The sequence below is a fragment of the Cyanobium sp. N5-Cardenillas genome, from assembly GCF_024345515.1.
Classification (GTDB): Bacteria; Cyanobacteriota; Cyanobacteriia; order PCC-6307; family Cyanobiaceae; genus Cyanobium.
Genome location: NZ_JAGQBG010000079.1, coordinates 1 through 12,177, shown reverse-complemented (window position 1 = coordinate 12,177; position 12,177 = coordinate 1). Strand labels below are relative to the sequence as shown.

Below are 12,177 nucleotides of genomic sequence, written 5' to 3'. Positions count from 1 at the left end.
TGGACGTTGCCGTTGTTGCGCATGAAGCAGTACACCTGGGCGCCCTTGCCCCCGGGCCCCTCGTGGTCGTTGCCAGCATAGGCGCTCGGCGCCGTGCCGGCGGTGGCCAGCAGGCCGGCGGCCGCCGCCAGGGCGAGGGGGCCCAGTCGGCGAAGGAGAAAGTGGCGTGAGGCCATCGGACCGCAAGGGAAGAACAAGGTGGCCCAACGTATCGACCCCTGCGCGGCTGTCCAGGGTGGTCAGCCGCCTGGCGGGGCGGCGGTGGCGGGGAGCACCAGCTTCACCACCAGAGGCAGGATCACCAGCACGGTGATCAGGCGCACCGCGTGCAGGCTGGCCACGGCCGCCCCCACGCCGAACTCCGCCCCCACGAGGCTCATGCCGCTGATCCCCCCCGGGGCCGCCCCCAGCAGGGCCACCACCGGGTCGACGCCCATCAGGCGGCTGCAGCCGAGGCCCACCACCAGGCCGGTGACCACCAGGGTGACCGTGATCAACAGGGCGGGCCGCCATAGCTGACGCAGCTCCAGCAGGGCCGTGCCGGTGAGGCCGGTGCCGATCACCGTGCCGATGCCGATTTCCAGCAGGGTGCGGGTACCGACCGGCCATTGGGCCACCTCGAGCCGGCCCGTCACGCTGACCAGGGCGGCCCCCAGCAGGGCCCCGGCGAGCGGAGCCGCCGGGATGCCGGTGCGCAGGGCCAGCAGGCCGCCGGCGAGTCCCGCCACGACGTATAGCAACAGATGCAAGGGTTGGTGCATCGCCATGGCGACCGATCAGCAGGACCCACTCTGGGAGATCGCTGCCGCGGATGCTTGAGGGGGCCGCCCGGGTGTGTTGTCATGCGGCACAGCCCCGTTGCTTTCCCCGCCATGGCCCCCGCCTCGGTGTCGTTCCGCATCAGCCGCAATGCCGAAGATCTCGCCGAAACCATCCATGCCCTCTCCCAGCGCCTGGTGACCCTGGAGCAGCGTCTGGCGGCAATGGAGCTGCAGGCGTCGAACCAGGCCCGCCCGGAGCCGGAAGAACTGGCCAGCCTCGACAACGTCGAGCGTCTGCTGCAGGACTGCCGCCATCTGCTGGACATCGGCGTCAGCTCCGAGGCACCCCCTGTGGTCGCCAGCATCGACGACGTTCCCTACCACTCCGCCGCCTGAGGCCACACACCCCCCTGGTCAGGGGTGTCAAAATGAAAAGAAAGCGGGTCATGGCCTTCCCCACTTCCCCTTACCAGTCCTCCTTCAGCCCTCTCCACGGGCAGAACCCCGCCCCACGGGCGGCCATTCCTGCCCCCCACTGCCAGTTACGCCGCCACTCCCTGGACGAAGGAGACCACCAGCTCGAAAAGCTGGAGTTCGCCCTCGCCGTCGCCCTCACCCGCGGCGATCTGCAGCGCTCCGACCAGTTGCGCTCGCAGATCGCCGCCCTGGGTGGCAATCAGGAGGAACCCGGCACCTGATCGGATCCCAGGCGACGATCAGGGGCGAGCCCATTCAATACCTCCCCAATCATCTCTTTTCTGGGCCAGGTACCTCCTGTCGGCTCTGGACGATATCTTGTGCAGTAAGATTCCAATACGAAGCGGACTGTTGGACTCCAACTGGCCCGTTGTGAATGTCTTTGATGCTGCGACATCCTCGCCGGCCATGATTGTCTCCAGCCCGTCTGCCCCCGTCACTTTGACGTTGGAAACCCCACTACGTGCAAGGTCCAGCGTCTCGCCGCTGTCCGATCCCACCGCTCGCCAGCGCCTCCTGCTCCAGGCGGCCACCCTCAACGAACAGGCGCGTGTGGCGGCCACACAAGGTGATCTTGAAGCCTCGGCGCGGGCGATCCTGGAGGCCCTTGATTGCGAACGGCGTGCCGGCGGTCTCGGTCTGCAGGTGCTGCAGCTGATCAAACCCCGCGCCTGAACGCAGCTTGCTCCAGGTCTGCCGACCGCCCTGGTGGCATGGCGAGGTGTTTCGGTTGGATCCGGCTGGCCTGGCAGCCCTCGACGGCTGAGCGGTGCTCAATCAGGGACTGGGGGCTGGTTTGAGCCGGGATCGCCCCCCATGGCGGGAGGCGTGAACAGAGCTGCCCTATGCCTGAAACATGCAATCAACCTCACACTGTTGACTGCTTCTCAGTTGATCTCTCGTCAGTTATCCATCAAGCGGGTGACCGGATTCGAACCGGCGACGTTCAGCTTGGGAAGCTGACATTCTACCACTGAATTACACCCGCATCCCATCACACTAGCAAGGCTCCGAGCGTCCGAGTGACGCCCGGAGCCAGCGCTTCGCCTGTCAGGGCTTGCTGGGGGCCGCCGCCGCGGGCTCCTCGCACTGCACGGCCGCGGAAAGCGCCCTGCGGGCGGCGATCACCGCCAGGGCCTTGGGCTTCAGTTCGTTGGCGGCCTGCTCAAGCGTCTGTGTCTTGTTGGCGGAGGCTGTGGCCACCTCCCCACGGAAGCCTTCGAGCACCTTGCGGAAAGCCTCCACCCGCAGTTTCTGCAGCTGGTTCTCGGAGGTCTGCAGGGCAACCATCGACTGCTCCAGTTTCTGCTGGGCCGCCTTCGCTTCGCCCACGGTGGAGGTGGGTGTCAGGGCGGCCACCTGCTCCAGGGCCTGGTTCACCGTGGTCAGCTCAGTACAGATCCTGGCTTCGGTCTTCTGGGTCTGCTGGGTGAGGTCGGCGCGTTGGCAACCGGCGGTCGCCAGGCCCAGGCAGAGGGCGGCGGCGAGGGGGAGGCGCCTGAGGGCAGCGAGGGTCATGGCGTCAAAAGCGTTCACGACGAACTTAATTCGTCCCTCACTGCCCCGCCACTCCGCCGTTGTGTTGCTCAGCCGGCCAGGGCCGCCGCCGCCGCCGCCACGCCCGCGCCGGTGGGCGCCTTGGCCAGGCCCAGGGCCTGCAGGGTGGCCTCGATGGCGGCCACGGCCGTGAGCACGTCGCGGTCGCAGACGAAGCCCAGGTGGCCGATGCGGAACACCTTGCCCTTGAGGTGGTCCTGGCCGCCGGCCAGCAGGATGTCGAAACGCTCCTTGACTTGCTTGCGCAGAACCTCGGCATCGATGCCCTCCGGAGCCACCGCCGTGATCGCCGGGCTTCCATGGCCTTCGGCCGCGTAGAGCGGCAGGCCGATCGCCTTCATCGCCGCCTGGGTGGCGCGCCGATGACGGTCGTGGCGGGCGAAGATCGCCTCCAGACCCTCCTTCTGCATCATCCCCAGGGCGGCCTCGAGGGCGAAGTAGAGGTTGATCGCCGGGGTGAAGGGGTTGCTGTCGTCGTCGGCGGCTTTGCGGTACTTGCCCAGATCCAGATAGAACTTGGGCAGATCGGAGCGCTCGTAGGCCGTCCAGGCCCGCTCGCCCATGGCCACGAAGCTCAGGCCCGGCGGCATCATGTAGCCCTTCTGGGAGCCGGAGCCCACCACGTCCACGCCCCAGGCGTCCATGGGCACATCACAGGCCCCCAGGCTGGTGACGCAGTCGGCGATCGTGAGTGCCGTGCCGTGGGCCTTCCCATGGCCGGCGATGGCCTGCAGGTCGTTGATCACCCCGGTGGAGGTTTCCGAGTGGGTGAGGATCACACCACGGATCTCCTTGGCGGTGTCGGCTTCGAGGGCGGCGCGGAAGGCCTCCGGATCGAGGGGCTGGCCCCATTCCGCCTTGATCACCTCCACGTTCAGCCCGTAGGCCTTCGCCACCTTCACCCAGCGTTCGCCGAACTTGCCGTTGTCGCCGCAGAGCACCTTGTCGCCGCGGCTGAGGGTGTTGACGATCGCCGCCTCCATCGCCGCGGTGCCGCTGCCGGTGAGCACCAGCACGTGGCCCCTGGTCTGGTGCAGCCACTGCAGCTGCTCGGTGGTGCGCCGCACGATCTTCTGGAAATCGCCGCTGCGGTGGCCGATCGGATGGCGGGCCATGGCCTGCAGGACGGTCTCCGGCACCGGGGTGGGGCCGGGGATCATCAGAGTGAGCTTGTCCTGCATGAGCGGAGGGGAACGAAGGAGCGCGGGCCCGGCGAAGGCAAGGCGATCGACCACCATAAAAAACAGCGTTCCCGCCGGCCATCGATTCCCTGCGCCCCCCCTCCGCGCCTCCGCGGGGCTTCACCCTGCCGGTGTGGCTGGCGGCGGCGGCCCGCGCCGCCCTCGGCGCCCTGCAGGGGGAGCCGTTCCGCGCCTCGGTGGCCCTGGAACTCCTGCAGCCATCGGGGGTGGTGCCGATCCCGGTGCGGGCCGCCGCGTCGCTGGGGGAGGGGCTGGCCCTGGGGGAAAGCTGCTGTGATCCGGGCGAGGGCCTCGACCTCACCCGCGGCCTGGTGGTCTGGGTGCTGGCCCGCTGGCTCCCCGGCGACGGGCCCTGGCTCCAGCTGGAGCCAGGCGAGGGGGTGGGGGTCCACGCGGCGACCGGGGAGGCCTGCCTCTCCGCCTATGCCCTGCAGCTGCTGGAGGCCAACCTGCGGCCCCTGGTGCCCTCCGGCCGCCGGCTGGGGCTCACCCTGGTGCTCCCCGACGGCCGCCGCCTGGCGGAGCGCACCAGCAACGCCGCCTTCGGGGTGGTGGACGGGCTGGCCCTGATCGGCACCCAGGCCGAGGTGCAGGCCGGGGCCGACCCGGACCAGCTCGCCCGCACCCTGGCCGAGCTGGCCGGGCGGGTGGCTGCGCCGGGGGCCGACGGCGACCTGGTGCTGGTCATCGGTGAGAACGGCCTCGATCTGGCCCCGCGGCTGGGACTGCCACCGCAGCTGCTGCTCAAGGCGGGCAACTGGCTCGGGCCGGTGCTGGTGGCGGCCGCTGAAGCGGGGGTGGAGAGGCTGCTGCTGTTCGGCTACCAGGGCAAGTTGATCAAGCTGGCCGGCGGTATCTTCCACACCCACCACCACCTGGCCGATGGCCGCGCCGAGGTGCTCACCGCCCTGGCCGCCCTGGAGGGGGCTACCGGCGTCACCCTCGCCGCCCTGCATGGGGCCGCCACGGTGGAGGCCGCCCTGGCCGGCCTGGAGCAGGCCGATCCGGAAATGGCCGGGCGCCTGCGGGCCCGCATCGCCGCCGCCATCGAAAGCCGCTGCCAGGGCTACCTGGCCAGCCATGGCGCCCCGCCGATCGCGGTGGGGGCGGCCCTGTTCGACCGCGGCCGCCAGGTGAGGGTCTGCGGTCCGGTGGGGGTCGCTCTGATGGAGCGTTTCAGGGGCGCGACCTAGGGTGCAGGCACCGATTACCGGGCCCTGGCCCTGGCCGCCTTCGAGCCGATGTCCCAAACGCCGCAGACCGCTCCATCGGGTTCGGAACGGGACCATGCCAGCGGTTCCCGCCGTCCCCCGGCCATCGTCATCCTCGATTTCGGTTCCCAGTACTCCGAGCTGATCGCCCGCCGGGTGCGGGAAACGGAGGTGTTCTCCCTGGTGATGGGGTACGCCACCACCGCCGCGGAGCTGAAGGCCCTGGCCCCGAAGGGGATCATCCTCAGCGGCGGTCCCAGTTCCGTCTACGAGGAGGGGGCCCCCTCCTGCGACCCCGGCCTGTGGGACCTGGGCATCCCGGTGCTGGGGGTCTGCTACGGCATGCAGCTGATGGTGCAGCACCTGGGCGGATCGGTGGTGGCGGCAGGCCGGGCCGAATACGGCAAGGCGCCGCTCCATGTCGACGACCCGGTCGATCTGCTCACCAACGTCGACAGTGGCTCGACGATGTGGATGAGCCATGGCGATTCGGTGGAGTCGCTGCCGGACGGCTTCGTGCGCCTCGCCCACACCGACAACACCCCCGAGGCTGCGGTGGCCGATCACGCCCGCCGCCTGTACGGGGTGCAGTTCCACCCGGAGGTGGTGCACTCCACCGGCGGCATGGTGATGATCCGCAATTTCGTTTATCACATCTGCGGCTGCATCCCCGACTGGACCACGGCTGCCTTCATTGACGAGGCCATCGGCGAGGTGCGTGCCCAGGTGGGCGAGAAAAAGGTGCTGCTGGCCCTCTCGGGCGGGGTCGATTCCTCCACCCTGGCCTTCCTGTTGCACCAGGCGATCGGCGATCGCCTCACCTGCATGTTCATCGACCAGGGCTTCATGCGCAAAGGCGAGCCGGAGTTCCTGATGGATTTCTTCGATCGCCAGTTCCACATCAACGTGGAGTACATCAATGCCCGTAAGCGCTTCATCTCCAAGCTCGCCGGCATCACCGATCCCGAGGAGAAGCGCAAGATCATCGGCACCGAATTCATCCGGGTGTTTGAGGAGGAAAGCCGCCGCCTCGGCCCCTTCGACTATTTGGCCCAGGGCACGCTGTATCCGGATGTGATCGAATCGGCCGGCACCAACGTGGACCCCAAGACCGGCGAGCGGGTGGCGGTGAAGATCAAGAGCCACCACAACGTGGGCGGCCTGCCCAAGGATCTGCAGTTCAAGCTGGTGGAACCGCTCCGCCGCCTGTTCAAGGATGAGGTGCGCAAGGTGGGACGCAGCCTGGGCCTGCCCCAGGAGATCGTCGGACGCCACCCCTTCCCCGGCCCCGGCCTGGCGATCCGCATCCTGGGGGAGGTCACCGACGACAAGCTCGACATCCTGCGGGACGCCGACCTCATCGTGCGCGAGGAGGTGCGCGACGCCGGCCTCTACGACGAGATCTGGCAGGCCTTCGCCGTGCTGCTGCCGGTGCGCAGCGTCGGGGTGATGGGCGACAAGCGCACCTACGCCTATCCGATCGTGCTGCGCTGCGTCTCCTCCGAGGACGGCATGACCGCCGACTGGTCGCGCCTGCCCTACGACCTGCTGGAGCTGATTTCCAACCGCATCGTCAACGAGGTGCGGGGGGTGAACCGGGTGGTGCTCGACATCACCAGCAAGCCCCCCGGCACGATCGAGTGGGAGTAGGCGGGTCCCCAGGCTGGCCCCCGGGGGCCAACTTCGATAACGTCGGCGCCCGGCCGTTTGTTCCGTGCCTTCCGTCTCCCCCGTCGTTGCTGGCAGCCCTGCCGGGGCTGAGCACGACCCCCAGCTGCACCGCCGCCTGCAGCAGGACAGCATCCTGCTGGCCGGCAAGACCGTCTTCCTCAATCCCTTCCTCTACTGGCGTCGTTTCGATGCCAACACCGACCGCTGGCTGCGCGAGCCCGGCCAGCTGCCGGAGGAGCAGATCCGCAGCAACCGCCTGCGCTTCTATCCCGAACTCGACTGGGACGGCCTGGAGCCGGCCGACCTGGCGGTGAAGGAGGGGGCGGTCGAGATGTTCCTCAAGAGCCTGGAGCTGATCAGCACCTTCAACCCCGACCTCAGCGCCGGCCACCTGCTGGAGGTGGAGCGCAAGATGGCGGTCACCAAGAAGAAGGCCTTCGAGCGCTGGGTGGCCCGGGCCCTCGACCGTCGCGGCAAGGAAAGCCTGCGGGAGCGGCGCCGCTTCGACCGTGACCGCCTGCTGCGGGGCTGGATGGAGTGGCTCTCCCTCGAGGGCACCCGCCAGGCGCTGCTGCCCTTCAGCGTCCTGCTCGTGCTGGCGGTCGGCGCGGGCTGGTGGCTCGGCAGCACCCGCTTCTGCAGCCAGGTGATCGTCGCTCCCGGGGTGCAGCGTCCCGCACCCTGAAGCGGGCCGTTCGGCACGTCAGACTGAGAGGCCAGGTCCCGTTGGCGACGTCATGGCTGCCGATCCTCTCGATTCCCTGCGTCTGGCCCTGATGCAGGACGTGCTGCCGTTGGGACTCGCGGTGGTGGAGCGGGCCCGCAGGGGGGGGCCGGCTGAAGTGCTGGCCGCTTTCGACGGCAGCAGTGCCGATCCCCTCGGCCAGTTGCGTCAGGAGGGTGAACCCGCGGCCAGCCAGGTGCGGGAGAACCTTGACCGCTTCCAGCCCGGTCTGGGCAACCCGGTGATGAAGGTGGAGGTGCGCGACGTCGACGCCGAGGACGTCCAGGTCGTCAGCGGGCCCGAGGCGCCCCCCCCCGTCTGGGACACCCCAGCCACGCCCACCCCCGCGGACCCGGCCGAACTGTTGGCGGCCCTGGCGCGCATTGAGGAGCGGCTGGCCCTGCTCCAGAGCCGGATCGCCTGATGGTCCGCGCTGTCGGCGGCGGGGTCGGCGCCTCCAGCACCCGCCACACCGGGACGGGGCACCAGGCCGCCCTTCTGGTCACCTTCATGCTGCTGATCCTGGCAGCGATCCTCGGCCGGCTGGCCTGGCTGCAGCTGCTGCATGGGGCCGAGAACCGGGCGATGGCCGATGAGAACCGGATCCGGCTGTTGCCGCGCAACCCCGTGCGGGGACGGCTGCTGGATCGCAAGGGCCGGGTGCTGGCCACCAATCGCCTCACCTACAACCTCTACCTCCAGCCCCTCCAGGTCGACGACCTTCGCTGGCCCGGGCTGCGCGACCGGCTCGCCACCCTGCTGGGGATCCCCGCCGACCGGCTCGAGGCCCAGCGCAGGAGCGGCGCCAATGCCGAGGGCTTCCGCATCCCCCTCGCCCTGTCGCTCACGCCGGTGCAGGTGCTGCGCTTCCGGGAGCAGGCCGGCTCCCTGCAGGGGGCGGAGGTGTCCGAGGACGTGCTGCGCGCCTACCCCGACGGCAGCCTGGGGGCCCATGTGATGGGCTACACCAGCAGCATCACTGAGGAGGAGTACGCCGCTCTCAAGGACCATGGCTACCGCATCAGCGACCGCATCGGCCGCAGCGGACTGGAGAAGGTCTATGAAACCCACCTGCGTGGGGAGTGGGGTGGCCAGCAGCTGGAGGTGAATGCCGAGGGTCAGGTGCAGCGCGTGCTGGGGGACAAGCCCGCCAAGGCGGGCAAGGATCTGCGCCTCACCCTTGATCTCGATCTGCAGCGGGCGGCGGAGAAGGCCCTCGACGGGGTGAGCAAGGGGGCGATCGTGGCGATGGACCCCCAGACCGGGGCTGTGCGGGCGATGGCCAGCCGGCCCAATTTCGATCCCAACATCTTCTCCGACGGCCCCACCACGGCCCAGTGGAACAGCCTCAACCGGCCGGAGGCGCCGATGCTGAACCGGGCCTTCCAGGGCTTCCCGCCGGCCAGCACCTTCAAGATCGTCACCACGATCGCCGGCATCGAGTCTGGGAAGCTCAACGAGAATTCCACCGTGCCGACGGTGGGCTCCTTCTGCTACTACGGCCAGTGCTATGCCGACCACGGCTCGTTCGGCAGCATCGGTTTCCCCTTCGCCCTGGGGGTGAGCAGCAACAGCTTCTTCTACAAGGTGGGGCTGATGGTCGGTCCGGACGAGCTGTTCAAGGCCGCCCGCCGCATGGGCTACGGCAGCCGCACCGGCAGTGAGCTGGCGGCCGAGGAATCCCCCGGGCTGCTGGGGGATCCGGCCTGGAAGAAGGAGGTGCTCGGCGAACCCTGGACCCCGGTCGACACGATCACCTCCTCGATTGGCCAGGGCGCGGTGACCGTCACCCCGCTGCAGATGGCCCGCCTGTATGCGGCCGTCGCCAACGGCGGCTGGCTGGTGACCCCCCACCTGGTGGAGCGCGACTACCCCCGCAAGTGGCTGGGGCTGAAGCCGGCCACCCTGCGGGTGCTGCATGCCGGCCTGCGCCAGGCAGTCACCACCGGCACGGCCACGATCCTCAACGACCCCAGCCTGCCGCCGGTGGCCGGCAAGACCGGCACTGCAGAGGACCCCCCCCGTCCCGACCACGCCTGGTTCGGCGGCTATGCCCCGGCCACCGCCAAGCCCACCCTGGTGATCGTCGCCTTCGGCGAGAACTCCGGGGGGTACGGCGGCACGGTGGCGGCGCCCATGGTGAAGGCCCTGATGACGGTCTGGTTCCGCGGCGAGAAACCACCGGCGGCGCCCAAGGCAGGCTGAGCAGCTTCTGGCGCAGCCTCAGGCGACCTGCTGCAGCCGGCCCCGGTTGAGCACCTGGCGGTAATAGCTCTGCAGCTGGGCGGTGGCGCTGGGCCAGCCCCAGCGTTCGGCCTCCTCGCGGGCGGCCAGGCGCAGCTGGCGGCGGGCGGCCGGGTCCCCCAGCAGCCGTCTGACGGCGGTGGGCAGGCTGGCGGGCTGGTCGGGGTCGTAGAGGCAGCCGTTGACGCCGTCACTGACGATGTCGGGGATGCCGCCCCGGTTGGCCCCCACCACCGGGCAGCCGGCGGCCATGGCCTCCAGCAGAACCAGGCCGAGGGTTTCGGTGCTGGATGGGAACAGGAACGCATCACCGCTGGCATAGGCGGAGGCCAGCTCCTCACCGGCCAGGTAGCCCACGAAGGTGGTGGCGGTGCCTTCGAAATGGCGCTCCAGTTGCTGGCGGTGGGGACCGTCCCCCACCAGGGCCAGGCGGGTCTGGGGCATCGCTTCCAGCACCGGCCGGATCCGGTCGATCTGCTTCTCCGCCGAGAGCCGGCCGATGTACAGCAGCAGATGGCCGGTGTCGTCGTGGCCGCCGTGCAGCCGCTGGCGCATGGCGGCGGAGGCCAGTTCCGGGCGGAACAGGTCGGTGTCGACGCCGCGCTGCCACAGGGCCGTGTGCTGGATGCCCCTGGAGGCCAGCTCCTCCACCATGGCGGTGGAGGTGCAGAGATTGAGCTGGGCCTGGTTGTGGGCGGCCTTGAGCAGTTCCCACAGCAGGGGTTCCAGCATCCCCATGCCGTAGTGCTCCAGGTACTTGGGCAGGTGGGTGTGGTAACTGGCGACCAGCGGCAGGCCGCGGCTGCGGGCCAGCCAGATGCCCCCCAGGCCGAGCACGGCGGGGTTCACCACGTGGACCAGATCGGGCCCGAAGCGATCCAGTGCCTCGGAGACCGCCGGCCGCGGCAGGGCCAGTTTCAGCTCGGGGTAGAGGGGCAGCGGCATCGCCGGTACCCCCACCACCCTGGCGCCCATGTACGACTCGGGGGCTCCCTCGGGGCAGAAGATCAGCACCTCATCACCGGCCGCCACCAGTTGCTGCACCGTCTTGGTGAGCCGCGTGACGATGCCATCCACCTTCGGAAGGAAGGTTTCGGTGAAAAAGGCGATCTTCACAGGCGGGTGATCAGGCGAAGGCCTTGATCGCTTCGGCCTGGCGCTGGGTCCAGGCCGAGACGCAGGGGATCTTGGAGCGGTCGCAGCGGTCGGCCCAGCGGCGGGCCACGTCCACCACCTCGGCCAGGAGGCCGTCATCGAGGGTGGTGGGCTTGAGGCCCAGCTCGATGAAGCAGCGGTTGTCGACGATCAGATCGTTTTCGATCGCTTCCTTGCGCGGGTTGGGCAGGTAGTTGATCTCGGCATCGGTGAGGGCTGCCACCTTGCGGGCCAGTTCACCCACCTGGTGGCTCTCGGTCATCTGGTTGAAGATCTTGACCTTCTCGCCGGGCTCGGGGGGGTGCTCCAGGGCCAGCTGAACGCAGCGCACCGAATCGCGGATGTGGATGAAGGCCCGCGTCTGGCCGCCGGTGCCGTGCACGGTGAGGGGATAGCCGATCGCCGCCTGCATCAGGAAGCGGTTCAGCACCGTGCCGTAATCGCCGTCGTAGTCGAAGCGGTTGGTGAGCCGCGGATCCCGCTGGGTGAGGTCGGTGTTGGTGCCCCAGACGATGCCCTGGTGCAGGTCGGTGACCCGGATCGCGTCGTTCTTATTGTAGTAGAAGAACAGCAGCTGATCCAGCGTCTTGGTCATGTGATAGACGCTGCCCGGATCCGTGGGGTGCAGGATCTTCTCGGTGAAGCAGGTGCCGTCGGGCTGGGGCACCTCCACCGTGAGGTAGCCCTCCGGGATCGTGGCGCCGCGGTGGGACCCGTAGCCGTAGACGCCCATGGTGCCGAGGTGCACGATGTGGACGTCGAGGCCGCTGTCGACGATGGCCGCCAGCAGGTTGTGGGTGCCGTTGACGTTGTTGTCGACGGTGTAGCGCTTGGTGGCGCTGCTCTTCATCGAGTAGGGGGCGGCCCGCTGCTCGGCGAAGTGGACGATGGCCGAGGGGCGCTCGCTGCGCAGGAGTTCCAGCAGCCGGTCGAACTCCCGGGCGATGTCGAGGTGCACGAAGGTCATCGTGCGGCCACCCACCTGGTCCCAGGCCCGCAGGCGGTCCTGGATGGTGGCGATCGGCGTGAGCGACTCGACGCCCAGGTCGATGTCGATCTTGCGCCGACTCAGGTTGTCGACGATGACGACGTCATGTCCGGCTTCGGCCAGGTTCACGGCACAGGGCCAACCACAGAAGCCGTCGCCGCCGAGAACGAGAACCTTCACCCCAGAC

General features: G+C 69.1%; 13 protein-coding genes and 1 tRNA gene. 8 read left to right on the top strand and 6 right to left on the bottom strand.

The window, feature by feature from the left end; genetic code table 11:
- Positions 1–239: 239 nt before the first annotated feature.
- Positions 240–761, bottom strand: a complete 522-nt coding sequence (locus tag KBZ04_RS08100) for an AbrB family transcriptional regulator (protein WP_254991443.1) — start codon at positions 759–761, stop codon at positions 240–242.
- An 81-nt stretch (positions 762–842) separates the two neighbouring features.
- On the opposite strand from KBZ04_RS08100, the gene KBZ04_RS08095 reads away from it, so the two are divergent.
- From KBZ04_RS08095 to KBZ04_RS08085, 3 genes are all read left to right on the top strand, one after another.
- Positions 843–1,157, top strand: coding sequence for a hypothetical protein (locus KBZ04_RS08095; protein WP_254991440.1), 315 nt, complete (start codon positions 843–845; stop codon positions 1,155–1,157).
- Between the two features lie 50 nt (positions 1,158–1,207).
- Positions 1,208–1,459, top strand: a complete 252-nt coding sequence (locus KBZ04_RS08090) for a hypothetical protein (protein WP_254991439.1) — start codon at positions 1,208–1,210, stop codon at positions 1,457–1,459.
- Positions 1,460–1,685: 226 nt separating this feature from the next.
- On the top strand, positions 1,686–1,913 hold the full coding sequence (locus KBZ04_RS08085; protein WP_254991444.1) for a hypothetical protein: 228 nt from the start codon (positions 1,686–1,688) through the stop codon (positions 1,911–1,913).
- 241 nt (positions 1,914–2,154) lie between these two features.
- On the opposite strand, the gene KBZ04_RS08080 is transcribed toward KBZ04_RS08085, so the two are convergent.
- The 3 genes from KBZ04_RS08080 to KBZ04_RS08070 form a co-directional block, all read right to left on the bottom strand.
- Positions 2,155–2,226: transfer RNA gene (locus KBZ04_RS08080), tRNA-Gly, on the bottom strand.
- A 62-nt stretch (positions 2,227–2,288) separates the two neighbouring features.
- Positions 2,289–2,756, bottom strand: coding sequence for a hypothetical protein (locus KBZ04_RS08075; RefSeq protein WP_254991438.1), 468 nt, complete (start codon positions 2,754–2,756; stop codon positions 2,289–2,291).
- A gap of 68 nt (positions 2,757–2,824) precedes the next feature.
- Positions 2,825–3,976, bottom strand: a complete 1,152-nt coding sequence (locus tag KBZ04_RS08070) for a pyridoxal-phosphate-dependent aminotransferase family protein (RefSeq protein WP_254991437.1) — start codon at positions 3,974–3,976, stop codon at positions 2,825–2,827.
- 80 nt (positions 3,977–4,056) lie between these two features.
- Between KBZ04_RS08070 and cbiD the strand changes: the two genes are divergently transcribed.
- The 5 genes from cbiD to mrdA all read left to right on the top strand — a co-directional run bounded on the left by cbiD (position 4,057) and on the right by mrdA (position 9,808).
- Positions 4,057–5,190, top strand: coding sequence for a cobalt-precorrin-5B (C(1))-methyltransferase CbiD (gene cbiD / locus KBZ04_RS08065; RefSeq protein WP_254991442.1), 1,134 nt, complete (start codon positions 4,057–4,059; stop codon positions 5,188–5,190).
- Between the two features lie 48 nt (positions 5,191–5,238).
- Positions 5,239–6,858 carry a glutamine-hydrolyzing GMP synthase gene (gene guaA, locus KBZ04_RS08060; protein WP_254991436.1) on the top strand — a complete coding sequence of 540 codons (1,620 nt, stop codon included), beginning with the start codon at positions 5,239–5,241 and terminating at the stop codon, positions 6,856–6,858.
- A gap of 64 nt (positions 6,859–6,922) precedes the next feature.
- Positions 6,923–7,564 (top strand): hypothetical protein, encoded by a 642-nt coding sequence (locus tag KBZ04_RS08055; protein WP_254991435.1) that lies wholly within the window; start codon positions 6,923–6,925, stop codon positions 7,562–7,564.
- Positions 7,565–7,616: 52 nt separating this feature from the next.
- Complete coding sequence (locus tag KBZ04_RS08050; protein ID WP_254991434.1) at positions 7,617–8,027, top strand: hypothetical protein; 411 nt, start codon at positions 7,617–7,619, stop codon at positions 8,025–8,027.
- Entirely contained in the window at positions 8,027–9,808 is a 1,782-nt protein-coding gene (gene mrdA / locus KBZ04_RS08045) for a penicillin-binding protein 2 (protein ID WP_254991433.1), read from the top strand. The genes KBZ04_RS08050 and mrdA overlap by 1 nt, the downstream gene beginning before the upstream one ends.
- 18 nt (positions 9,809–9,826) lie before the next feature.
- Here the strand turns inward: mrdA and KBZ04_RS08040 are convergent, their stop codons facing one another.
- Together KBZ04_RS08040 and KBZ04_RS08035 are read right to left on the bottom strand one after the other, a co-directional pair.
- Complete coding sequence (locus KBZ04_RS08040; RefSeq protein ID WP_254991432.1) at positions 9,827–10,963, bottom strand: glycosyltransferase family 4 protein; 1,137 nt, start codon at positions 10,961–10,963, stop codon at positions 9,827–9,829.
- Between the two features lie 10 nt (positions 10,964–10,973).
- On the bottom strand, positions 10,974–12,170 hold the full coding sequence (locus KBZ04_RS08035) for an NAD-dependent epimerase/dehydratase family protein (protein ID WP_254991441.1): 1,197 nt from the start codon (positions 12,168–12,170) through the stop codon (positions 10,974–10,976).
- Between the last annotated feature and the right edge of the window lie 7 nt (positions 12,171–12,177).